The following is a 23,545-nucleotide window of genomic DNA, read 5'->3' as shown; positions in this document are numbered from 1 at the left end:
CTTAATCCAGTGCGATATCTTATCTGAATACAAGTCGTTGGGATTATAGGAGCAAATCCCAACAGCGGATAGCGTCAAACCAGGTTGGCGGCAAAAGTCGGATTAAACTGGAACCTTGCAGCCGGGCGGCAGAATGGTGAACATGATACCCTAACCTGACATACGTAAAAAAAGAACTTTGCCATGAAATTGAATACCCGAGCGCTATCTGCGCAATCGCCGAACAATAATCCCCCCATTGTCCTGGTTCACGGGCTTTTTGGCAGCCTCGATAACCTGGGCGTGCTGGCGCGCGATCTGGTGGTCGATCATGATATTTTGCAGGTCGACATGCGCAATCACGGCCTTTCCGGTCGCGCGGAGGAGATGACCTACGCGGCGATGGCGCAGGATCTGCTGGACACGCTGGATGCACATAGCCTGGAAAAAGCGACGCTCATCGGGCATTCCATGGGCGGTAAAGCGGTGATGGCGCTGACCGCGCTCGCGCCCGAGCGAATCAGCGGTCTGGTGGTCATCGACGTCGCGCCCGTGGATTACGACGTTCGCCGCCACGACGAGATTTTTGCCGCCATCAATGCGGTGACCGAGGAGGGTGTTTCCACTCGCCAACAGGCCGCCACCGTGATGCGCGAGCATCTTGATGAGGAAGGCGTGGTGCAGTTTCTGCTGAAATCGTTTGTTGACGGCCAGTGGCGCTTTAATGTTCCCGTTCTGTGGGATCAGTATTCTCACATTGTGGGTTGGGAAAGTGTTCCCGCCTGGCCGCACCCTGCCCTCTTTATCCGCGGCGGTAACTCGCCTTATGTCACCGACGCGTACCGCGACGCGCTGCTGGCGCAATTCCCTCAGGCGCGAGCCCACGTGATTGCCGGAGCTGGACACTGGGTTCACGCGGAAAAACCGGACGCCGTCCTGCGCGCCATCCGTCGCTATCTCACTGATACTGCGAATTGATTAAAAAGTCAGCGACTGGAAGGCTGCGGGCTTCCAGTCGTTGGCGTGTCGTTTTCGCTGATGTATGATGGCGCGCTTATCGCCCGGGCTTTAGCAGGGCGGCGTGTTTCCCCCGAAGTCTCAGAATCATGGCCAAAGAACAAACGGACCGTACGACACTAGATCTGTTCGCGAATGAGCGTCGACCGGGACGACCGAAAACGAATCCGCTCTCGCGTGACGAACAGCTGCGTATTAATAAACGCAACCAGCTTAAACGCGATAAAAATCGTGGGCTTAAGCGTGTCGAACTGAAGCTTAACGCTGACGCGGTTGATGCGCTTAACGAGCTGGCTGAAGCACGCAACATTAGCCGCAGCGAGCTGATCGAAGCGATGCTGATCGCCCAGCTTGATACGCTTCGCGCTAAAGTAAAAGTCTGAAAATCCCCCAAATCTCTCTTTTCATGTAGCACAGAGTGCAGTCCTGCGCGATAGCTGTTTCCGCAGGGTTGCGTGTTCTGCTATTATTGCCCTTATCCGTGGACAATTTGCGCCACCATACTATTAAGTTTCAAGAGGTTATTTTACTCATGGCAATCATCGGCATTTTCTTCGGCAGTGACACCGGCAATACCGAAAACATCGCAAAAAACATTCAAAAACAGCTCGGTAAAGACGTTGCCGATGTGCACGACATCGCCAAGAGCAGCAAAGAAGATCTCGAAGGCTATGACATCCTGCTGCTGGGCATCCCGACCTGGTACTATGGTGAAGCGCAGTGCGACTGGGATGATTTCTTCCCTACGCTTGAAGAAGTGGACTTTAACGGCAAGCTGGTCGCCCTGTTCGGCTGCGGCGATCAGGAAGACTACGCGGAGTATTTCTGTGATGCGCTGGGTACTATCCGCGACATCATTGAGCCGCGCGGCGCGGCTATTGTTGGCCACTGGCCAACCGCGGGCTATCACTTTGAAGCCTCCAAAGGCCTGGCTGATGACGACCACTTTGTTGGCCTGGCCATTGACGAAGACCGTCAGCCAGAACTGACCGCCGAACGCGTTGAAAAATGGGTGAAGCAGGTTCGTGAAGAGCTGAACCTGGACGACATCCTCAACGCCTGATATCCCTGCGGCGCGACTCCGGTTGCGCCCGTTGTCCAGGTCAAACCGATTAAATTAATTGCTACAAACTTTTAACTTTTCCGTTCAGACCTGTACAATATCCCCCTGGTAAAACGTGGGCTCCATCGAACAAGTTTGTTGGTGATACCCCATTTTTATAAGCATATTTTGCTTGAGACTTGCAGTTTTCATTTAGGCGTGGCAGTTCTATAATGAGACGCATTATCCCAAGTGCATTCTCTGTCACTTCTTCTTTTGAAGTGAATCGTTTAGCAACAGGACAGATTCCGCATGACTGACAACAATACCGCATTAAAGAAGGCTGGCCTGAAAGTAACGCTTCCTCGGTTAAAAATCCTTGAAGTGCTTCAGGGGCCAGACAATCACCATGTCAGTGCGGAAGACCTTTACAAGCGTCTTATCGATATGGGTGAAGAAATTGGCCTGGCAACCGTCTATCGTGTGCTGAACCAGTTTGATGACGCGGGCATTGTTACCCGTCATAATTTCGAAGGCGGTAAATCTGTTTTCGAACTGACTCAGCAGCACCACCACGATCACCTGATCTGCCTCGACTGCGGCAAGGTTATTGAATTTAGCGATGATTCCATCGAATCACGCCAGCGTGAAATCGCTGCGCGTCATGGTATCCGCCTCACCAACCACAGCCTGTACCTGTATGGTCACTGCGCTGAAGGCGATTGCCGCGAGAACGACCGCGCACACGACGCCAAATAATCCGTATTCATACTCTGAGCCAGCCGCGAGGTTGGCTTTTTTTTTGCCTAAAAAAGCCCGGTGGCGCTGCGCTTACCGGGCCTGAGGGGCTGTGACACCTTTGCAGGCCGGTAAGCGCAGCGCCACCGGGCGTGAATACAGCGCATTAGTTATTGTTGCTGCGAATTTCCTGCCAGATTTTATCGCAGCGCTTCGCCACTTCCTGATCGTTTCCGGTTTTACGCGCCTGGATGCAGGCCTGGTAATCCATCACGCGAACGCTCTCCTGCGTGGCAAACTGCTCGTGCGCCTTCTCTTTTTTCAGCACGTTCAGCACGCTTTGACAGGCCTCGATTTTTTCTGGCGAGCCTTGCGCGGTATTGATACAGGCGCTGTACGCCTCTTTTAGACGCGAATCCTCTTTCGGCCCCGGTGAGGTTGCGCAGGCCGCAAGCCCGGCGGTCATCACCGCGACAAGTACGATTTTCTTAAACATAGCCGTCTCCATTCCGGCGGGCCTTAGCCCGCCAGAGCGTTTATCAGAAGATAGTGAATGGGGCGATAACCATGAACTTCACGTCGCGCTCATCCTGGAAGATGTTGCCGTAACCACCGCCCCAGCTTGGGATATCGGAGTGGTTGTCGTACTGAGTGAAGTGCAGTTTGAACATGGTGCCCTTCGCACGGCCGTCCTGTACGGTGTACATCGCATCAAGGCTGTACGCAGACTCTTTGATTTTGTTGGACGCGTAGTCTTCACGCTGGCCTGCGGCGTTGATAAACCAGTCGGCCGGTTTTGCATCCCAGGCGTAAACATAGGACGCACCGACGGCCCAGCCCGACAGATCCCAGTTTTTGAGGTCATACATCGCCCCGAAGAACACCGCCTTTTCACCGTTGGCGTTAAAGTCTGAGCGGTTATCCCACCAGATGTCGAGACGACCGTTTGAGGAGGCGTAGGTTGGCGTCATGCGCTGCAGGAAGTAGCCCTGCTGCCCTTCCGCCTTCACCCACGTCCCTTCCAGGCGCAAATCCACTACCTCGGCCACCTTATAGCCAAAGGTCAGCGCCTGCAGCCAGGCCGTGCCGTCGTAGATATCATTAATGGTGTTGTTGTCGGCCTTATCGCGCGCCCCGTAGAACTGATAGCTGGTTGAAAGCGGAGAGCCCGCGACGTCAAACTTGTAGCTGGCTTTGGCAAAGTATTGATCGACAAAGCCTTCTGCCTGACCAAATGCTGCTTCAAGCACCAGATCATTCTTGAAATCGTATTTGGCACCGAGCGAGTGCAGGTAATCAACCTTAGTCTTGCGGTCGTTCTGGTAGAACTTGTCCATCTCAATGTGCCACGGCGCTTTGTACTCATTGGTCCACATGTAGGAGAAGCTCAACGCACCCGCATCACCGTAGTCAAAGTTCGCCCCGGCTTCCGCCCCCTGGTAAGTACCAGGCATAAAGCTCCAGTGCGGGGCTAACAGCGTTTGGCCGGTTGGCTGAATGTAGCCCGCGCGAGCCCACGCCGGGCCGTATTTAAATTTTGCCGCCGCTTTATACAGGCTGATACCGCTTTTATCGCCCGAATAGTCTTCATCGTAGGCTTTATTGCTGGAGGAGAAGGCAATTTCGTTCGGGTGGCCGCTGTCGCCGTTTTCCGCCATTTCAATCGCGGTAAATGCGGCAATATCCAGGCCGAACATGTCCGCCGCATAGCCTGACTGGAAATCAAGGTTGGCGTTCCATGTTGAGTGAGAGAGGTTTGTTTTGTACTTATCTTCAGCGACGTCTTTACGGTCACGTTCACGCTGCCAGTAATAGATCCCCCCGGTAAGGGTAGAATCATCGATAAAACCTGCTGCCTTAGCTTCTGGAGTCACCGCTAACCCCGACAATGCTGTCACACCGGCAATAGCCAGCGCCAGCGCACTACGTTTGCCACTGAACGTACGCATAGATTATTCCTCTTTGACGAATTAAAGCGCCTAAAACGGCGAAAATATAAAAGACCTAATGGTCAGGGGTAGTTAGAAATACCCTCGAATTAACTACCGTCTTTAGGTTATTTTTCGCGACGCGAATTATCAATGCTTTTTAGAAGGCAAAACTCAGGATTATGACGAAGTGCACATATTTAGTAGCTATTTGTAACAACTCAGATGAAGCGAGGATTTACAAGGCATAAGGGCTATTTTTACGCAATAACATGCATTATTTGCGTTTATTTTTTAAGCTCCATACCCCCTGTAAATATTACAACTTTATTTTAATAAAATAAGTAGCACGACATTGACCTGATTTTATCTGCGCGCGTGTAAGCTCATATCGTTAATGGCCTGATCGTTAAATAAAAAAACGCCGCTATAAGCGGCGTTTGTTTCTCATTGACCACTGCGGCGAAATTATTCGCCTGATTTAGCCCAGGTATCACGCAGGCCTACGGTACGGTTAAATACCGGTTTTTCCGCCGTGCTGTGGCGGCTGTCCAGGCAGAAATACCCTTCACGTTCGAACTGGAACGCTTTGCCCGCTTCAGCCGCTTTCAGAGACGGCTCAGCATAACCCTGCTTAATCACCAGCGACTGAGGGTTGATGACGGACAGGAAGTCCTCGGCCGCACCAGGGTTAGGTACGCTGAACAGGCGATCGTACAGGCGAATCTCTACCGGCAGCGCGTGGGCAGCGCTCACCCAGTGGATAACGCCTTTCACCTTGCGGCCATCGGCAGGATCCTTACTCAGCGTTTCCGCATCGTAAGAACAGAAGATGGTGGTGATGTTACCTTCCGCGTCTTTTTCAACGCGCTCGGCTTTGATGACGTAGGCGTTACGCAGACGCACTTCTTTACCCAGCACCAGACGCTTGTACTGCTTGTTCGCTTCTTCACGGAAGTCAGCGCGGTCAATCCAGATCTCGCCGCTGAACGGCACGTCACGGCTTCCCATTTCCGGCTTGTTCGGATGGTTAGGCATGGAGACCAGCTCGCTTTCACCCTGCGGATAGTTTTCGATAACCAGCTTAACCGGATCGATTACGGCCATCGCGCGCGGCGCGTTTTCATTGAGATCTTCGCGAATGCAGGATTCCAGGGAGGCCATCTCGATGGTGTTATCCTGCTTGGTGATGCCGATACGTTTGCAGAACTCGCGAATAGAAGCTGCGGTGTAGCCACGACGGCGTAGGCCGGAAATGGTCGGCATACGCGGGTCGTCCCAGCCCTCAACGTGCTTGTCGGTGACCAGCAGGTTCAGCTTACGCTTGGACATCACGGTGTATTCGAGATTCAGACGAGAGAACTCGTACTGACGCGGATGCACAGGAATAGTGATGTTATCCAGCACCCAGTCGTACAGGCGACGGTTGTCCTGGAACTCCAGCGTACACAGCGAGTGCGTAATGCCTTCCAGCGCATCGCTGATGCAGTGGGTGAAGTCGTACATCGGGTAGATGCACCACTTGTTGCCGGTCTGGTGGTGTTCAGCAAACTTAATGCGGTACAGCACCGGATCGCGCATCACGATAAACGGTGACGCCATGTCGATTTTGGCACGCAGGCAGGCTTTGCCCTCTTCGAAGCCGCCGGCACGCATTTTTTCAAACAGCGCCAGGTTCTCTTCCACGCTGCGGTCGCGGAACGGGCTGTTTTTGCCAGGCGCCGTCAGCGTACCGCGATACTCGCGGATTTCGTCAGCGGACAGTTCGTCGACATACGCCAGACCTTTGTTGATCAGCTCCACCGCGTAGGCATACAGCTGATCGAAATAGTTAGAGGAGTAGCAGATGTCGCCTGACCAGTTAAAGCCCAGCCATTGCACGTCGTTTTTAATTGACTCAACGTATTCGATGTCTTCTTTTGCGGGGTTTGTGTCATCGAAACGCAGGTTGCATTGGCCCTGATAGTCTTGCGCAATGCCGAAGTTCAGGCAGATAGATTTCGCGTGACCAATGTGCAGGTAGCCGTTTGGCTCCGGCGGGAAACGCGTATGAACCGTGGTGTGCTTACCACTGGCCAGATCTTCATCGATGATCTGACGAATAAAGTTACTCGGGCGGGCTTCAGCCTCACTCATCGTGGATTCCTCAAAAGCGTAAACAACGTATAACGGCATATGATCTTATAAGCCGGACGTAGTGACAACCCTTAAAACGTCTCTGAAGAAAATAATGGGGGCATTTACAGCAAAAAAAAGCGGCGGAGGTTATCCCCCGCCGCTTAAGGCATGAACTCTACTCAGGAGCGATTACTTGCCTTTAATCTCATACAGCGGCGTTTGGCCCGCAACAACCTGACCTTTAGCCTGAATCACCAGGCCGCTGAAGTCGTCGATGTTGCTGCACACAACCGGGCTGATCATGGAGCGCGCGTTGGCGTTCAGGAAGTCCAGATCCATTTCCAGAACCGGCTGGCCTGCCACCACTTCCGCGCCCTCTTCCACCAGGCGAGTAAAGCCCTGACCGTTCAGCGCCACGGTATCGATACCCATATGGACAACGATTTCCGCGCCTTTTTCAGTCTCAAGGCAGAACGCGTGGTTGGTGTTGAAGATTTTCACGATGGTACCGGCAGCCGGAGACACCACGGTTTTATCCGTTGGTTTCACCGCCACGCCGTCACCGACCGCTTTGCTGGCGAACGCTTCGTCAGGCACCTGCTCAAGCGCAACCACTTCACCCGTGACGGGTGAGACCAGCGCAGCAACGGTTGCTGCGTTTGGCACAGCCTGCGGCTTAACGGCAGCAGGAGCAGAGGCCGGAGCTGAAGTCGCTTCCGCGGCGGCAACCGGGCCACGCATCACAACTTTTTTCATTTCGTCGCCGATAGATTCCGCTTTCGCACCCACAATCACCTGAATGCTCTGCTTGTTCAGTTTTACCACGCCGGATGCGCCAAGGCGTTTGCACGCGGCGTCGTTCACGCGGGAAGAGTCGACCACGGTCAGACGCAGACGGGTAATACAGGCATCAATCGCTTTCAGGTTATCGGTACCGCCAACGGCAGCAATGTAGCTGGTCGCCAGCTGTGCCAGACCTTCTTCGGTGTTGCTGTTCGCTTCTTCAGTGACCACGTCATCGGTTTTATCTTCGCGGCCTGGGGTTTTCAGGTTAAACATGCGAATAACCGCGCTGAACAGCAGGAAGTAGACGATGAAGAAGATCACGCCCATCACCAGCAGCATCCAGACGTTCTGGCTGGCGGCCGGCAGGCTGTACATCAGCACATAGTCGATAGCGCCTGCGGAGAAGGAGAAGCCCGCATGGATACCCAGCAGCGTAGCAACGAACAGGCTGATGCCGGTCAGCAGCGCGTGCAGGAGATACAGCAGCGGAGCCAGGAACATGAACAGGAATTCCAGCGGCTCGGTCACGCCGGTCAGGAACGCGGTGACGGCTACGGAGAGCAGCATACCGCCAACCATTGGGCGACGCTCTTTCGGCGCGGCGAAGTACATCGCCAGCGCTGCACCCGGCAGGCCAAACATCATGATTGGGAAGAAGCCGGACATGAACATGCCCGCGGTGCCGTCACCCGCATAGAAGCGGTTGATGTCGCCGTGGAATACCGCACCTGCGGCGTTGGTGAACTCACCGATCTGGAACCAGGCGATGGTGTTCAGAACCTGGTGCAGACCGGTTGGGATCAGCAGTCGGTTAATGAAGCCAAAGATACCGGAACCCAGCGCGCCTGCTGACACGATCCATTCACCGCCAGCATGAATTGCATGCTGAACTGGCGGCCAGACGTAGCCGAAAATAGCCGCTAACACCAGGCAGAAGAAGCCGGTTGCGATCGGTACAAAGCGTTTCCCGCCGAAGAAGCTCAGGAAATCTGGAAGTTTAATGTTGGACCAGCGGTTATAAACCGCACCGCCGACCAGACCGGTAATGATACCCGCCAGCACACCCATATTAATTTCCGGGTTGATGGTTACCATCGCCTTAGTCAGTACAAAGTAACCCACCGCACCTGCCAGAGCTGCCGCACCCGCACCGTCCTTGGACCAGCTGGATGCCACACCGATGGCGAAAATCAGCGCGAGGTTATCGAAAATGGCCCCACCCGCTTGCGCGATGAAGGGAACATTTAATAAATCCGGTTGGCCGAATCGCAGCAACAGTGCTGCCACTGGCAACACCGCGATGGGCAGCTGCAATGCCCTACCGAGTCGCTGGAAAAAACCTAAAATATTCATCCGATTCCCCCTACGAGACCCACTTTTTAAGGCTCGTTCTAAACTATGTTTTTATAGTGTTACAGGCTTATAACTACCGTTGATAATTCACTGGCATCGTGAGTGTGTGAAAAATTAATTCGTATCGCAAATTAAACACCCTTTTTTTGTGAGTTTTGTCACCAAATATCGTTATTAACCCTCCCTTTCACTGGCTAACAGCGAAAACTTATTTTATCATTCAAAAAATCAAGACGGATTGATCCAGCCTGAAAGGTTCCAGGTTACGCTTAGTTCAGGTTCCGATGCCATCCGCCCACTTTTCTACTTTTAAACTCTTGAGGTGAACAATGAGACTGATTCCCCTGGCAACAGCTGAACAAGTTGGTAAATGGGCCGCTCGCCATATCGTTAACCGTATCAATGCATTCAAACCTACCGCCGACCGTCCTTTCGTACTGGGTCTCCCAACCGGCGGCACCCCGCTGACCGCGTATAAAGCTCTGGTCGAAATGCACAAAGCGGGCCAGGTCAGCTTTAAGCACGTTGTGACCTTCAACATGGACGAGTACGTAGGCTTACCGAAGGAACATCCGGAGAGCTACCATAGCTTCATGCACCGTAATTTCTTTGATCACGTTGATATTCCAGCTGAAAACATCAACCTGTTGAACGGAAATGCGCCAGATATTGACGCAGAATGCCGTCAGTATGAAGAAAAAATCCGTTCTTACGGTAAAATCCACCTGTTTATGGGCGGCGTAGGTAACGATGGTCATATTGCGTTCAACGAACCAGCCTCTTCCCTGGCTTCACGCACCCGCATCAAAACGCTGACTCACGACACGCGCGTGGCGAACTCCCGCTTCTTTGACGGCGACGTCAATCAGGTGCCTAAGTACGCCCTGACCGTTGGCGTGGGTACACTGCTGGATGCCGAAGAAGTCATGATTCTGGTGCTGGGCAGCGTGAAAGCACAGGCGCTTCAGGCTGCCGTTGAAGGGAACGTGAACCACATGTGGACCATCAGCTGCCTGCAGCTGCATCCAAAAGCCGTTGTCGTGTGCGATGAACCGTCAACGATGGAGCTGAAAGTGAAAACGCTGAAGTACTTCAACGAGCTGGAAGCAGAGAACATCAAAGGTCTGTAATTGAATAACCGCCTCTCCTTTCAGAGGCGGTCGCATTTTTTAAACCGGGGGTCGTTATGTACGCTTTAACCCACGGTCGGATTTATACCGGCCATGAAATTCTGGATGACCATGCGATAGTTGTCGCAAATGGCCTGATTGAACGAGTTTGTCCGCTGGCCGAGCTGCCGCCGGACGTTGAGCAGCGCTCACTCAATGGAGCAGTGATTGCCCCCGGTTTCATCGACGTACAGCTTAACGGCTGCGGCGGCGTGCAGTTTAACGACACCGCTGACGCGGTGACCGTTGAAACGCTGGAAATCATGCAAAAAGCCAACGAGAAATCGGGCTGCACCAGCTATCTGCCAACCCTGATTACCAGCAGCGATGACCTGATGAAACAGGGTATCCGCGTAATGCGCGACTATCTGGCGAAACATCCAAATCAGGCGCTGGGCCTTCACCTCGAAGGACCATGGCTTAACATGGTCAAAAAAGGCACCCATAACCCGAGCTACGTGCGTAAACCGGACGCCGAGCTGGTTGACTTCATGTGCGCGAATGCTGACGTCATCACCAAAGTGACGCTGGCGCCTGAAATGACAGGTACTGAGGTCATCCGTAAACTGGCTGATGCCGGAATTGTCGTTTCCGCAGGCCATTCGAACGCCACGCAGAAAGAGGCGAAAGCAGGTTTCCGCGCAGGGATTACCTTTGCCACGCACCTCTACAACGCGATGCCTTACATCACCGGACGCGAGCCGGGCCTCGTGGGCGCCATTCTGGACGAGCCGGACGTCTACTGCGGCATCATCGCGGACGGTCTGCACGTTGATTACACCAACATCCGTAACGCCAAGCGCCTGAAAGGCGACAAGCTTTGTCTGGTAACGGATGCCACCGCACCGGCAGGGGCAAATATTGACCAGTTCATTTTTGCTGGTAAAACAATATACTACCGTAATGGACTGTGTGTGGACGAGAACGGAACCCTGAGCGGTTCTGCCCTGACGATGATCGAAGGGGTACGCAACCTGGTCGAACAGTGCGGCATCGCGCTTGATGAAGTGCTGCGTATGGCAACGCTTTACCCGGCGCGCGCGATCGGCGTGGATAAACAGCTGGGCGGTATTGCCCCCGGTATGGTTGCAAACCTGACGGCGTTCACACACGATTATAAAATTATTAAGACCATCGTTAATGGTAACGAGGTCGTCACTGAGTAAGTAAAAGTATGACACCAGGCGGACAAGCTCAAATTGGTAATGTTGACCTCGTAAAACAACTCAACAGCGCGGCCGTTTATCGCCTGATTGACCAGCACGGACCAATCTCGCGGATTCAGATAGCCGAACAAAGCCAGCTTGCTCCCGCCAGCGTGACAAAAATTACCCGTCAGCTTATTGAGCGCGGCCTGATCAAAGAAGTCGATCAGCAGGCCTCCACCGGAGGCCGTCGCGCTATCTCTATTGTCACCGAAACCCGCAATTTCCAGGCCATCGGCGTGCGTCTAGGCCGCTACGACACCACGCTTACCCTGTACGATCTGAGCAGCAAAGCCATCGCCGAGGAGCATTATCCGCTGCCGGAGCGCACGCAGGAGACGCTGGAACACGCGCTGCTGAAAACCATCGCCCTTTTCATCGAAAGCTGCCAGCGCAAGATCCGCGAACTGATCGCCATCTCGGTGATTCTGCCGGGCCTGGTCGATCCTGAAAGCGGCGTAATCCGGTATATGCCCCACATCCAGGTTGAAAACTGGGGCCTGGTTGACGCCCTGGAAAAACGTTTTAGCGTGACCTGTTTCGTCGGCCACGATATTCGCTCTCTGGCGCTGGCCGAGCACTACTTTGGTGCGAGCCACGACTGCGAAGACTCCATTCTGGTGCGCGTTCATCGCGGCACCGGCGCGGGGATCATCTCCAATGGCCGAATTTTCATTGGCCGCAACGGCAATGTCGGTGAGATTGGCCATATCCAGGTGGAGCCGCTAGGCGAGCGCTGCCACTGCGGAAACTTTGGCTGCCTGGAAACCATTGCCGCCAACGCCGCTATCGAGCAGCGCGTGCGCCATCTGCTGGAACAGGGCTACCAAAGCCGCATCACGCTCGACGACTGTAAGATCGGTCCTATCTGCAAAGCGGCGAATAAAGGCGACCCGCTGGCCTGCGAGGTGATTGAGCAGGTTGGGCGCCATCTGGGTAAAACTATCGCTATCGCCATTAACCTGTTTAACCCGCAAAAAGTGGTTATCGCAGGCGAAATTGTGGAAGCGGAAAAAGTATTACTTCCCGCCATCGAGGGCTGCATCAATACCCAGGCGCTGAAAGCGTTTCGCCAGAACTTACCGGTGGTGCGCTCTACGCTGGATCACCGTTCAGCGATTGGGGCATTCGCGCTGGTTAAACGCGCCATGCTTAACGGCAGCCTGCTGCAACATTTGCTGGAATCCTGATCGGGACTTATAGTAACGCCTTCTTTTTTTGATGTCGGAATGTCCATGACCATTAAGAACGTAATTTGTGATATCGACGGCGTGCTGATGCACGACAACGTTGCCGTGCCGGGTGCTGCGGAGTTTCTTCACCGCATCATCGACAAAGGAATGCCACTGGTTCTGCTCACGAACTACCCTTCCCAGACTGGTCAGGATCTGGCAAACCGCTTTGCAACTGCAGGGGTGAACGTTCCTGACAGCGTGTTTTACACCTCGGCCATGGCGACGGCGGATTTTCTCAAGCGTCAGGAAGGAAAAAAGGCTTACGTGGTGGGTGAAGGCGCGCTGATCCATGAGCTGTACAAAGCCGGTTTTACCATCACCGACGTCAACCCGGACTTTGTCATCGTAGGCGAAACGCGATCCTACAACTGGGAAATGATGCATAAAGCCTCTTTCTTCGTTGCCAACGGCGCGCGGTTTATCGCCACCAACCCGGACACCCACGGACGCGGCTTTTACCCCGCCTGCGGCGCGCTGTGCGCGGGCATTGAAAAAATCTCCGGACGTAAACCGTTTTACGTCGGCAAGCCAAGCCCGTGGATCATTCGCGCTGCGCTGAATAAAATGCAGGCGCATTCTGAAGATACCGTTATCGTAGGCGATAACCTGCGCACCGACATTCTGGCCGGGTTCCAGGCCGGTCTTGAGACGATCCTGGTGTTGTCCGGCGTTTCAACGATCGACGACATCGACAGCATGCCGTTCCGGCCGAGCTGGATTTACCCCTCCGTCGAGGAAATTGACGTTATCTGATTCCAGACCGCGCCTTAGGGCGCGGTTTTTCATTTTAGCGCACCTGAAACACCTTCATATTTAATAGAACACCCCATTCATTGAATAATCATCAATAAAAGCGCTGTTTGCATACTCTTTTTTCAACATTCCACAATCACAATTGCACTATTTGCGTTTCGCACCGTAAAACCCTTGCGCGCCCTCCCCCTTTTGCGGCATTTTCATAAGCAAGCAACATCACAACGCATCAGCATTAACGGAGAAGGTTATGTGTTCTATTTTTGGCGTACTGGATATTAAAACTGACGCAGGCGAACTGCGAAAAAAGGCCCTGGAATTATCTCGCCTGATGCGCCACCGCGGTCCGGACTGGTCCGGCGTGTACGCCAGCGATAAGGCCATTCTGGCTCACGAGCGTTTGTCCATTGTTGACGTCAACGCTGGCGCACAGCCGCTGTATAACGAGAAAAAAACGCACGCGCTGGCGGTGAACGGTGAAATTTACAACCATCAGGCCCTGCGCGCCGAGTATGGCGATCGCTACGCGTTCCAGACCGGTTCCGACTGCGAAGTTATCCTGGCGCTCTATCAGGAAAAAGGCCCGGAGTTTCTTGACGACCTGCAGGGCATGTTCGCCTTTGCCCTGTACGACAGCGAAAAGGATGCCTACCTGATTGGCCGCGACCACATTGGTATCATCCCGCTGTATATGGGCCACGACGAGCACGGCAACTTCTACGTGGCGTCAGAAATGAAAGCCCTAGTGCCGGTTTGCCGCACCATTAAAGAGTTCCCGGCAGGCAGCTACCTGTGGAGCAAAGACGGCGAGATCCGTCCGTATTATCAGCGCGACTGGTTTGATTATGACGCGGTAAAAGACAACGTTACCGACAAGGCCGGGCTGCGCCAGGCGCTGGAAGAATCCGTAAAAAGCCACCTGATGTCAGACGTGCCCTACGGCGTGCTGCTCTCCGGCGGCCTGGACTCCTCCGTGATCTCCGCCATCACCAAGAAATTCGCCGCGCGCCGCGTGGAAGATCAGGAGCGCTCGGAAGCCTGGTGGCCGCAGCTGCACTCCTTTGCCGTTGGCCTGGAAGGCGCGCCTGACCTGAAAGCCGCGCAGGAAGTGGCAAACCACCTCGGTACCGTGCACCACGAAATTCACTTTACCGTGCAGGAAGGTCTGGATGCGATCCGCGATGTGATCTACCACATTGAAACCTATGACGTTACGACGATTCGCGCTTCTACCCCAATGTACCTGATGTCTCGTAAAATCAAGGCGATGGGCATCAAGATGGTCCTCTCCGGAGAAGGCTCCGATGAGGTGTTTGGCGGCTACCTGTATTTCCATAAAGCGCCTAACGCAAAAGAGCTGCACGAGGAGACCGTGCGTAAGCTGCAGGCGCTGCACATGTTCGACTGCGCGCGCGCCAACAAAGCGATGTCCGCATGGGGCGTCGAAGCCCGCGTGCCGTTCCTGGATAAAAAATTCCTCGACGTCGCGATGCGTATCAACCCGCAGGATAAGATGTGTGGCAACGGCAAAATGGAAAAACATATCCTGCGTGAATGCTTTGAATCCTATCTGCCGGCAAGCGTGGCGTGGCGTCAGAAGGAACAGTTCTCCGACGGCGTAGGCTACAGCTGGATTGACACCCTGAAAGAGGTGGCCGCTAAGCACGTTTCCGATCGGCAGCTGGAAACCGCGAGCTTCCGCTTCCCGTACAACACGCCGGGATCGAAAGAAGCGTACCTCTACCGCGAGATCTTCGAAGAGCTGTTCCCGCTTCCAAGCGCGGCCGAGTGCGTGCCGGGCGGCCCGTCCGTTGCCTGCTCCTCGGCGAAAGCGATTGAATGGGATGAATCGTTCAAATCCATGAACGATCCGTCAGGCCGCGCGGTTGGCGTGCACCAGTCAGCCTATAAATAATCGTTACGCTGTTAAAAGACCCTGCGGGGTCTTTTTTTGTCTTTTTTGCATGGACAAAATCGATTAATAAACAATAATTGCCGAATATTCGGCCACGCTGTTCGCAACCTAACCAAACAGTCACATTCCGGCTATTTTCGATGAAAAAGGTATTGACGCTGCAAGGGTCTATACGCATAATGCGCCCCGCAACGCCGATAAGGTAACGCGAAAAAAAGATGGCTACGTAGCTCAGCTGGTTAGAGCACATCACTCATAATGATGGGGTCACAGGTTCGAATCCCGTCGTAGCCACCATCTTTTTTGCGGGAGTGGCGAAATTGGTAGACGCACCAGATTTAGGTTCTGGCGCCGCAAGGTGTGCGAGTTCAAGTCTCGCCTCCCGCACCATTTCCAGATAAGCGTTGCACGGATGGGGTATCGCCAAGCGGTAAGGCACCGGTTTTTGATACCGGCATTCCCTGGTTCGAATCCAGGTACCCCAGCCATATTTCTTCGATTTTGCGGTTCTCCGCGGTTATTGGGGTATCGCCAAGCGGTAAGGCACCGGTTTTTGATACCGGCATTCCCTGGTTCGAATCCAGGTACCCCAGCCATCGAAGAAAAGCAGTACTGGCTACGTAGCTCAGCTGGTTAGAGCACATCACTCATAATGATGGGGTCACAGGTTCGAATCCCGTCGTAGCCACCAAATTAAGATTGTCGATTTATCGGTAATCAAAATAAATTGTTGGGGTATCGCCAAGCGGTAAGGCACCGGATTCTGATTCCGGCATTCCGAGGTTCGAATCCTCGTACCCCAGCCAATTTAAAAAGTCGTTAAGCAGTTTGTTTAACGCAATTGGGGTGTCGCCAAGCGGTAAGGCTCTGGTTTCTGATACCAGCATTCCGGGGTTCGAATCCCTGCACCCCAGCCACTTAAAACAAAATAGCCCGCTCTGCGGGCTTTTTTGTTTTCGTTGTCAGTACCGTGCGGCCTGATGCCCTCACCTGGCCCTCTCCCACAGGGAGAGGGAAAAAAGATTAGAGTCCGAGTGCGTATTTCAGCGCCTGGCGCTTCAGGCCACCGGCGCGTTCCGCTGCCATCAATCCAATGTTACGAAGAATGCGCACTGGCGCTAAGTCATTGCTGAATCCCGCGTAGAACAAATCCATCCCCGACTGCATAATAAAGTTATCCGCCATGCGCCGCGTCTGGTAGCGCTTCAGTACCCGATGGCTGGCCCAGGATTCAGCATGCGCGCGCGCGTTGCCCAGCAAGTCCAGCAGCGCATCGACGTCGCGATAGCCCAGGTTCACACCCTGCCCCGCCAGCGGGTGGATCGTGTGCGCCGCATCGCCCACCAGCACCAGCCCCTCGCGGGCGTACTGCAAAGCATGGCGGCGCGTGAGCGGGAATGCGCCAGCCGCAACAGGAGTCACGTTGCCCAGCCGGCTTGGAAAGTGCCGTTGGATTTCATCCTGCAGCTGAGCCAAAGAAAGCCCCTGCAGCTGACGAATGCGCGCCGGCTTGTCATACCACACCAGCGACGCCCAATTATCGAACAGCGGTAAAAAGGCGTGCGGTCCGTTCGGCGTAAAGTGCTGCCAGGTGCTTTCGCCGGGCGCATTCTCACACTGAACGGTGATCAGCATGCAGGACTGATGATATTGCCACGCATGCACGCCAATCCCCGCCATCTGCCTGACCTGCGAGTTAGCCCCGTCCGCCCCCACCACCAGCTTGACGGCAAGCTCGTCGCCGTTATCCAGCGCCAGCAGATAGCCGCCATCGTGTTGATGCAATGCGTTTAACGTAGCGGGAACGCGCAGCGTCACCTTCGGATGCGCTTCGAGCGCCTGCCAGAGCGCCAGCTGGAGAACGCTGTTCTCCACCATATAGCCCAGGCGCGGGAGCTTCAGCTCGGCAGCGTCAAACGCGACGTGGGCCGTTTCCCACTCCCACGTTTCAAGGCGGCTGTAGGGATGCGCGCGTATCGCCAGCACCGCCTCCCAGACGCCAAGCCCGCGCAGCAGATCGACAGAGGATGCGCCGATCGCCGAAATCCGCACGTCCGGTTTCGCCGCTGCATCGAAAGCCGGTGGCAACGCCTTCTCAATTACCGTTACCTCAAATCCCTGCTGCGCCAGCCCCAGCGCCAGCGCGCCGCCGACCATACCGCCGCCGACAACGGCAACTTCGGTGTGTTGGAGTGTCATGGTCTTTTTTCCTTATTGGAGAATCCCTTAAGTTTACCGGATTTTTACGGCCTTGAGGTTGACAACCTTCATACTGGTCACAACCCCACCAAAGCATTACAATACGCGGCTTGCAATCCTGAGCTGAGCAAGTCGATGACTAAAAAACTCCACATAAAAACCTGGGGCTGTCAGATGAACGAATACGATTCATCCAAGATGGCCGATCTGCTGGATACCACCCACGGATACCAGCTGACTGAAAACGCGAAAGAAGCCGATGTGCTGCTGCTTAACACCTGTTCAATTCGTGAAAAAGCGCAGGAAAAGGTCTTCCACCTGCTGGGTCGCTGGAAACTCCTCAAACGAAAAAATCCGGACCTGATTATCGGCGTGGGCGGCTGCGTTGCGTCGCAGGAAGGCAAGCTGATCCGCCAGAGAGCCCCGTACGTGGACATCGTCTTTGGTCCTCAGACTCTGCACCGCCTGCCCGAGATGATCAATAAGGTTCGCGGCACGCGTAGCCCGGTCGTTGACGTGAGCTTCCCGGAGATCGAAAAGTTCGATCGCCTGCCGGAGCCGCGCGCCGACGGCCCGAGCGCCTACGTCTCTATCATGGAAGGCTGCAATAAGTACTGCACCTACTGCGTGGTGCCGTACACCCGAGGCGAAGAGGTCAGCCGCCCGGCGGACGACATCCTCTTCGAAATCGCGCAGCTTGCCGCGCAGGGCGTACGCGAAGTCAACCTGCTGGGCCAGAACGTGAACGCCTGGCGTGGAGAGAACTACGACGGCACCACCGGCAGCTTTGCCGAGCTGCTGCGCCTGGTGGCAGCCATTGACGGCATTGACCGCATTCGCTTTACCACCAGCCACCCGATGGAGTTTACCGACGACATCATTGATGTCTATCGCGATACGCCGGAGCTGGTGAGCTTCCTGCACCTGCCTATTCAGTGCGGCTCCGACCGCGTGCTGAACCTGATGGGTCGTCCGCATACGGTGCTGGAGTACAAATCTACCATCCGCAAGCTGCGTGAAGCGCGTCCGGATATCCAGATCAGTTCCGACTTCATCGTCGGCTTCCCTGGCGAAACCGCTGACGACTTCGAGCGCACCATGAAGCTCATTGGCGAGGTGAACTTTGACGTCAGCTACAGCTTTATCTTCTCTGCGCGTCCGGGTACGCCAGCGGCCGATATGGTTGACGACGTGCCGGAAGAAGAGAAAAAACAGCGTCTGTATATCCTGCAGGAGCGCATCAACCAGCAGGCAAACGCCTGGAGCCGCCGCATGCTCGGTACCGTCCAGCGTATTCTGGTGGAAGGCACCTCGCGCAAGAGCATCATGGAACTCTCCGGCCGCACGGAGAATAACCGCGTGGTGAACTTCGAAGGCACGCCGGATATGATCGGTAAGTTCGTGGACGTCGAGATTGTCGAGGTGTTGACCAACTCCCTGCGCGCAAAGCTGGTGCGCACCGAGGACGAAATGGGCCTGCGCATCGCCGAGTCTCCGGAATCCGTGATCTCCCGCACCCGCAAAGTAAACGATTCTGGCGTCGGAATTTATCAGCCTTAATCCTTCAGGCCTGCCCTTCCGGCAGGCCTTGTATTTCCTTCCATCGTCCCCAATATCTTCCGCAATGCTTGCGCCTTTATTCTGTGGCGTGAATAATTTCGGTAATGGCCGCGTTACTACGCCACCACCAGGTCAGCTAAACCATCAAAGAGGAACGGTTTGAACATAGACACGCGTGAAATTAGCCTTGAGCCAGCAGACAACGCTCGCCTGCTGAGCCTGTGCGGGCCGTTTGATGACAACATCAAGCAACTGGAGCGACGTCTGGGTATCGAAATCTATCGTCGCGATAACCATTTCAAACTCACCGGACGCCCAATCTGCGTCAACGCCGCTGCGGATATTCTTCGCAGCCTGTATGTCGATACCGCCCCGATGCGCGGCGAAATTCAGGATATCGAGCCGGAGCAAATCCACCTCGCGATCAAAGAAGCGCGCGTGCTTGAGCAAAGCGCGGAGAGCGTGCCGGACTACGGCAAGGCGATTCACATCAAGACCAAGCGCGGCGTGATCAAGCCGCGCACGCCGAACCAGGCGCAGTACATCGCCAACATTCTCGATCACGACATCACCTTCGGCGTGGGTCCGGCGGGTACGGGTAAAACCTATCTGGCCGTCGCCGCCGCGGTAGACGCCCTTGAGCGCCAGGACATTCGCCGCATTCTGCTGACGCGTCCTGCGGTGGAGGCCGGTGAAAAGCTAGGCTTCCTGCCGGGTGATTTGAGTCAGAAAGTCGATCCGTATCTGCGCCCGCTCTATGACGCGCTGTTCGAAATGCTCGGCTTTGAGAAAGTCGAGAAGCTGATTGAGCGTAACGTCATTGAAGTTGCGCCGCTGGCCTACATGCGCGGTCGCACCCTGAACGATGCCTTTATCATCCTCGATGAGAGCCAGAACACCACTATCGAACAGATGAAAATGTTCCTGACGCGCATTGGCTTTAACTCAAAGGCGGTCATCACCGGCGACGTCACCCAGATTGACCTGCCGCGAAATACTAAGTCCGGCCTGCGCCACGCCATTGAAGTCCTGGCGGAAGTGGATGAAATCAGCTTTAACTTCTTCCACAGCGAAGACGTGGTGCGCCACCCGGTTGTTGCGCGCATCGTTAACGCCTATGAGGCCTGGGAAGAAGCCGATCAGAAACGCAGGGCCGAACTGGCCGCAGAACGCAAGCGCGACGCGCAGGAGCAAGAACAAAAATGAGTCAGGTGATCCTCGATTTACAGCTGGCCTGTGAAGATAATTCCGGCATGCCAGAAGAGGCACAGTTTCAGAAATGGCTGGATGCGGTTATCCCCCAGTTTCAGGAAGAATCAGAAGTCACGATTCGCCTGGTGGATGAAGCGGAAAGCCATGAGCTTAACCTGACCTATCGCGGGAAAGATAAGCCGACCAACGTGCTCTCTTTCCCATTCGAAGCGCCTCCGGGCATGGAGATGCCGCTGTTAGGCGATCTGATCATCTGCCGTCAGGTGGTTGAGCAGGAAGCCAAAGAGCAGCAAAAGCCGCTTGAGGCCCACTGGGCGCATATGGTGGTCCACGGCAGCCTGCACCTGTTGGGCTACGATCACATTGAAGATGACGAAGCGGAAGAGATGGAGTCCCTCGAGACAGAGATAATGCTTGCTCTGGGCTATGAGGACCCGTACATTGCCGAGAAAGAATAGTCAGCCCCAGGCTGACTAACATGCCGCTGCGCAAGGAAATAGCGCGGCGGTGAACTGAGAACCAACAAGAGAACCCTTAACAAACGCCATGAGCGACGACAATTCACACAGTAGCGACACTCCAAACACTAAAAAGGGATTTTTCTCCCTTATTCTGAGCCAGCTTTTCCACGGCGAGCCCAAAAACCGTGACGAACTGCTGGAGCTGATCCGTGATTCCGGGCAAAACGATCTTATCGATGAAGATACGCGCGAGATGCTCGAAGGGGTAATGGACATCGCCGACCAGCGCGTGCGCGACATCATGATCCCCCGCTCGCAGATGATCACCCTGAAACGCAACCAGACGCTGGACGAGTGCCTCGATGTCATCATCGAATCCGCCCACTCGCGTTTCCCGGTTATCAGCGAAGATAAAGATCACATTGAAGGCATTCTGATGGCGAAGGATCTGCTGCCGTTTATGCGCAGCGACGCGGAAGCCTTCAGCATGGAAAAAGTGTTACGCCAGGCCGTGGTTGTGCCGGAAAGCAAACGTGTGGACCGGATGCTGAAAGAGTTCCGCTCTCAGCGCTACCACATGGCGATTGTGATTGATGAGTTTGGCGGCGTCTCGGGTCTGGTCACGATCGAGGATATCCTTGAGCTGATCGTGGGCGAAATCGAAGACGAATACGACGAAGAAGAAGATATCGACTTCCGTCAGCTGAGCCGCCACACCTGGACCGTGCGCGCGCTGGCGTCCATTGAGGACTTCAACGACGCCTTCGGCACCCACTTCAGCGATGAAGAGGTGGATACCATTGGTGGGCTGGTAATGCAGGCCTTTGGCCATCTCCCGGCGCGCGGCGAGACCGTTGACATCGACGGTTACCAATTCAAGGTCGCCATGGCCGACAGCCGACGTATTATTCAGGTTCACGTCAGAACGCCGGACGACTCACCGGTGCCAAAACTGGAAGATTAATGTAAATGGCATTTGCCCCATTCTTTGAACGCCAGCGCGTCCGTCTGCTGCTGGCGCTGTTACTCGGAGCCAGCGGTACGCTGGCTTTTTCGCCTTACGATATCTGGCCAGCGGCCATTCTCTCCCTGATGGGGCTACAGGGTTTAACCCTGAATCGCCGCCCGGTGCAGGCCGCGGCTATCGGCTACGTCTGGGGGCTGGGGCTCTTCGGTTCCGGCATTAACTGGGTCTACGTCAGCATCGCGCAGTTTGGCGGAATGCCCGGCCCGGTTAACGTTTTCCTCGTCGTGCTGCTCGCCGCTTACCTCTCGCTTTACACCGGCCTGTTCGCGGGCATCCTCTCTCGCCTGTGGCCCAAAACGACCTGGATCCGCGTGGCGATTGCCGCCCCCGTTGTCTGGCAGATAACTGAATTTCTGCGCGGCTGGGTGCTGACCGGCTTCCCGTGGCTGCAGTTTGGCTATAGCCAGATCGACGGCCCGCTGAAAGGGCTGGCGCCGGTCATGGGCGTAGAGGCGATTAACTTCCTGCTGATGGTCGTCAGCGGCCTGCTGGTGCTGGCCCTGACCGCGCGCAGCTGGAAGCCCCTGGTTGCCGCGCTGGTGCTGTTCGCTCTGCCCTTCCCGCTGCGTTACGTCCAGTGGTTCACCCCGCAGCCCGAGCGCGCCATGCAGGTTTCTATGGTGCAGGGGGATATTCCTCAGGCGCTGAAGTGGGATGAAAATCAGCTTATCAACACGCTGAAAATCTACGCCAACGCCACCGAGCAGGTGATGGGAAAATCCCAGATGGTGATCTGGCCGGAGTCCGCCATTCCGGATCTGGAAATTAACCAGCAGCCGTTCCTGAAGATGATGGATAACCTGCTGCGCGCGCGCGACACCACGCTGATTACCGGAATCGTTGATGCGCGGCTCAACCAGCAGAACCGCTACGACACGTACAACACCATCATTACGCTCGGCAAGGGCAGCGAGTATAGCTACGACTCAAGCGACCGCTACAACAAAAACCATCTGGTACCGTTTGGCGAGTTTGTGCCTCTGGAGTCGATTCTGCGCCCGCTGGCTCCGTTCTTTGACCTGCCGATGTCATCCTTCAGCCGCGGGCCGTACGTTCAGCCGCAGCTGCACGCGCACGGCTTTGCGCTGACGCCCGCCATTTGCTACGAAATCATCCTCGGCGAGCAGGTGCGCGATAACTTCCGTCCGGATACCGACTACCTGCTGACCATCTCGAACGACGCCTGGTTTGGCAAGTCGATTGGCCCGTGGCAACACTTCCAGATGGCGCGCATGCGTTCGCTTGAGCTGGCTCGCCCGCTGCTGCGCAGCACCAACAACGGCATCACCGCCGTGATTGGTCCGCAGGGTGAAATTCAGGCGATGCTCCCGCAGTTCACCCGTGACGTGCTGACCGCAAAGGTCACGCCAACCACGGGCCTGACCCCGTACGCCCGTACCGGCAACTGGCCGCTGTGGGTGCTGACCGCGCTGTTTGGCTTTGGCGCCGTGGTAATGAGCCTTCGTCAGCGTCGCAAATAACCTTCCCCCTCACCCTAGCCCTCTCCCCACAGGGGAGAGGGAACGGTTCTCTGCACTTTTTCAAAATCCAGCTCCGCCTTTTCCCCTCTCCCTTCCAGGGAGAGGGATAGGGTGAGGGTCAATTCTGGCACGCCTATTGCTTTGATTATCCCCGCAAACGCTTTCTGGCTTAACGTGCAACCTTGTCGCACCAGCGTAGATCGTCGGTAGCACCGAAACGGTGCAACGGGAGATTATTGCCTCTGAATGGTGCGGCGCGCTTCGCAAAAATAAACAATAACGCAGCAAAATCTTTACATTAAGCCAGACTAAATGTTAACAAGCTTGCATAACACTGCACTCGCACAGCGCGAGATATAACAACATC

19 protein-coding genes and 7 tRNA genes are annotated in these 23,545 nt (G+C 55.1%); 21 read left to right on the top strand and 5 right to left on the bottom strand.

Annotated features, from left to right (window positions below; genetic code table 11):
- Window positions 1–183 precede the first annotated feature (183 nt).
- From ybfF to fur, 4 genes are all read left to right on the top strand, one after another.
- Window positions 184–957 (top strand): esterase, encoded by a 774-nt coding sequence (gene ybfF / locus V1599_RS08945; protein WP_395301388.1) that lies wholly within the window; start codon window positions 184–186, stop codon window positions 955–957.
- A 128-nt stretch (window positions 958–1,085) separates the two neighbouring features.
- Window positions 1,086–1,379: a LexA regulated protein gene (gene ybfE, locus V1599_RS08940; RefSeq protein WP_112011493.1), complete on the top strand. Its 294-nt coding sequence runs from the start codon at window positions 1,086–1,088 to the stop codon at window positions 1,377–1,379.
- Window positions 1,380–1,528: 149 nt separating this feature from the next.
- Window positions 1,529–2,059, top strand: a complete 531-nt coding sequence (gene fldA, locus V1599_RS08935; RefSeq protein WP_003858653.1) for a flavodoxin FldA — start codon at window positions 1,529–1,531, stop codon at window positions 2,057–2,059.
- A gap of 291 nt (window positions 2,060–2,350) precedes the next feature.
- Window positions 2,351–2,797, top strand: coding sequence for a ferric iron uptake transcriptional regulator (gene fur / locus V1599_RS08930; protein ID WP_112011494.1), 447 nt, complete (start codon window positions 2,351–2,353; stop codon window positions 2,795–2,797).
- A 145-nt stretch (window positions 2,798–2,942) separates the two neighbouring features.
- Here fur and chiQ read toward each other — a convergent pair whose 3' ends face one another.
- From chiQ to nagE, 4 genes are all read right to left on the bottom strand, one after another.
- A complete protein-coding gene (chiQ, locus tag V1599_RS08925; protein ID WP_395301387.1) occupies window positions 2,943–3,272 on the bottom strand; it encodes a ChiQ/YbfN family lipoprotein in 330 nt (109 codons plus the stop codon).
- Window positions 3,273–3,315: 43 nt separating this feature from the next.
- Entirely contained in the window at window positions 3,316–4,725 is a 1,410-nt protein-coding gene (gene chiP / locus V1599_RS08920; RefSeq protein ID WP_395301386.1) for a chitoporin, read from the bottom strand.
- A gap of 447 nt (window positions 4,726–5,172) precedes the next feature.
- On the bottom strand, window positions 5,173–6,840 hold the full coding sequence (glnS, locus tag V1599_RS08915) for a glutamine--tRNA ligase (protein WP_112011497.1): 1,668 nt from the start codon (window positions 6,838–6,840) through the stop codon (window positions 5,173–5,175).
- Between the two features lie 171 nt (window positions 6,841–7,011).
- Entirely contained in the window at window positions 7,012–8,961 is a 1,950-nt protein-coding gene (gene nagE, locus V1599_RS08910) for a PTS N-acetyl glucosamine transporter subunit IIABC (protein WP_395301385.1), read from the bottom strand.
- A gap of 329 nt (window positions 8,962–9,290) precedes the next feature.
- Here nagE and nagB point away from each other — a divergent pair, with 329 nt between their 5' ends.
- From nagB to V1599_RS08850, 12 genes are all read left to right on the top strand, one after another.
- Window positions 9,291–10,091 carry a glucosamine-6-phosphate deaminase gene (nagB, locus tag V1599_RS08905; RefSeq protein WP_100165290.1) on the top strand — a complete coding sequence of 267 codons (801 nt, stop codon included), beginning with the start codon at window positions 9,291–9,293 and terminating at the stop codon, window positions 10,089–10,091.
- Window positions 10,092–10,147: 56 nt separating this feature from the next.
- Complete coding sequence (gene nagA, locus V1599_RS08900; RefSeq protein WP_112011499.1) at window positions 10,148–11,296, top strand: N-acetylglucosamine-6-phosphate deacetylase; 1,149 nt, start codon at window positions 10,148–10,150, stop codon at window positions 11,294–11,296.
- A gap of 8 nt (window positions 11,297–11,304) precedes the next feature.
- On the top strand, window positions 11,305–12,525 hold the full coding sequence (locus V1599_RS08895; RefSeq protein WP_112011500.1) for an N-acetylglucosamine repressor: 1,221 nt from the start codon (window positions 11,305–11,307) through the stop codon (window positions 12,523–12,525).
- 45 nt (window positions 12,526–12,570) lie between these two features.
- Window positions 12,571–13,323 carry a ribonucleotide monophosphatase NagD gene (gene nagD / locus V1599_RS08890; protein ID WP_112011565.1) on the top strand — a complete coding sequence of 251 codons (753 nt, stop codon included), beginning with the start codon at window positions 12,571–12,573 and terminating at the stop codon, window positions 13,321–13,323.
- Window positions 13,324–13,573: 250 nt separating this feature from the next.
- Window positions 13,574–15,238 carry an asparagine synthase B gene (gene asnB, locus V1599_RS08885; RefSeq protein ID WP_112011501.1) on the top strand — a complete coding sequence of 555 codons (1,665 nt, stop codon included), beginning with the start codon at window positions 13,574–13,576 and terminating at the stop codon, window positions 15,236–15,238.
- A 220-nt stretch (window positions 15,239–15,458) separates the two neighbouring features.
- Window positions 15,459–15,535 (top strand) — tRNA-Met (locus V1599_RS08880).
- 8 nt (window positions 15,536–15,543) lie between these two features.
- Window positions 15,544–15,628: transfer RNA gene (locus V1599_RS08875), tRNA-Leu, on the top strand.
- A 23-nt stretch (window positions 15,629–15,651) separates the two neighbouring features.
- Window positions 15,652–15,726: transfer RNA gene (locus V1599_RS08870), tRNA-Gln, on the top strand.
- A gap of 33 nt (window positions 15,727–15,759) precedes the next feature.
- A tRNA-Gln gene (locus V1599_RS08865) sits at window positions 15,760–15,834 on the top strand.
- Between the two features lie 18 nt (window positions 15,835–15,852).
- Window positions 15,853–15,929: transfer RNA gene (locus V1599_RS08860), tRNA-Met, on the top strand.
- 40 nt (window positions 15,930–15,969) lie between these two features.
- Window positions 15,970–16,044: transfer RNA gene (locus V1599_RS08855), tRNA-Gln, on the top strand.
- Window positions 16,045–16,080: 36 nt separating this feature from the next.
- A tRNA-Gln gene (locus V1599_RS08850) sits at window positions 16,081–16,155 on the top strand.
- A gap of 106 nt (window positions 16,156–16,261) precedes the next feature.
- Here the strand turns inward: V1599_RS08850 and ubiF are convergent.
- Complete coding sequence (gene ubiF / locus V1599_RS08845) at window positions 16,262–17,437, bottom strand: 3-demethoxyubiquinol 3-hydroxylase (protein WP_395301384.1); 1,176 nt, start codon at window positions 17,435–17,437, stop codon at window positions 16,262–16,264.
- 135 nt (window positions 17,438–17,572) lie between these two features.
- On the opposite strand from ubiF, the gene miaB reads away from it, so the two are divergent.
- The 5 genes from miaB to lnt all read left to right on the top strand — a co-directional run bounded on the left by miaB (window position 17,573) and on the right by lnt (window position 23,178).
- Window positions 17,573–18,997: a tRNA (N6-isopentenyl adenosine(37)-C2)-methylthiotransferase MiaB gene (gene miaB, locus V1599_RS08840; RefSeq protein ID WP_112011503.1), complete on the top strand. Its 1,425-nt coding sequence runs from the start codon at window positions 17,573–17,575 to the stop codon at window positions 18,995–18,997.
- A 159-nt stretch (window positions 18,998–19,156) separates the two neighbouring features.
- Window positions 19,157–20,203 carry a PhoH family protein gene (locus tag V1599_RS08835; protein ID WP_112011504.1) on the top strand — a complete coding sequence of 349 codons (1,047 nt, stop codon included), beginning with the start codon at window positions 19,157–19,159 and terminating at the stop codon, window positions 20,201–20,203.
- A complete protein-coding gene (gene ybeY, locus V1599_RS08830) occupies window positions 20,200–20,667 on the top strand; it encodes an rRNA maturation RNase YbeY (RefSeq protein WP_006809617.1) in 468 nt (155 codons plus the stop codon). Before V1599_RS08835 ends, ybeY begins: the two co-directional genes overlap by 4 nt.
- 88 nt (window positions 20,668–20,755) lie before the next feature.
- Window positions 20,756–21,634, top strand: a complete 879-nt coding sequence (gene corC, locus V1599_RS08825) for a CNNM family magnesium/cobalt transport protein CorC (protein WP_395301383.1) — start codon at window positions 20,756–20,758, stop codon at window positions 21,632–21,634.
- Between the two features lie 5 nt (window positions 21,635–21,639).
- Window positions 21,640–23,178, top strand: a complete 1,539-nt coding sequence (lnt, locus tag V1599_RS08820) for an apolipoprotein N-acyltransferase (RefSeq protein ID WP_395301382.1) — start codon at window positions 21,640–21,642, stop codon at window positions 23,176–23,178.
- Window positions 23,179–23,545 lie beyond the last annotated feature (367 nt).

The organism is Enterobacter sp. ECC-175, assembly GCF_043968675.1.
In the GTDB taxonomy this organism is placed as follows: Bacteria; Pseudomonadota; Gammaproteobacteria; order Enterobacterales; family Enterobacteriaceae; genus Enterobacter.
This window is presented reverse-complemented; position numbering and strand designations above follow the sequence as displayed.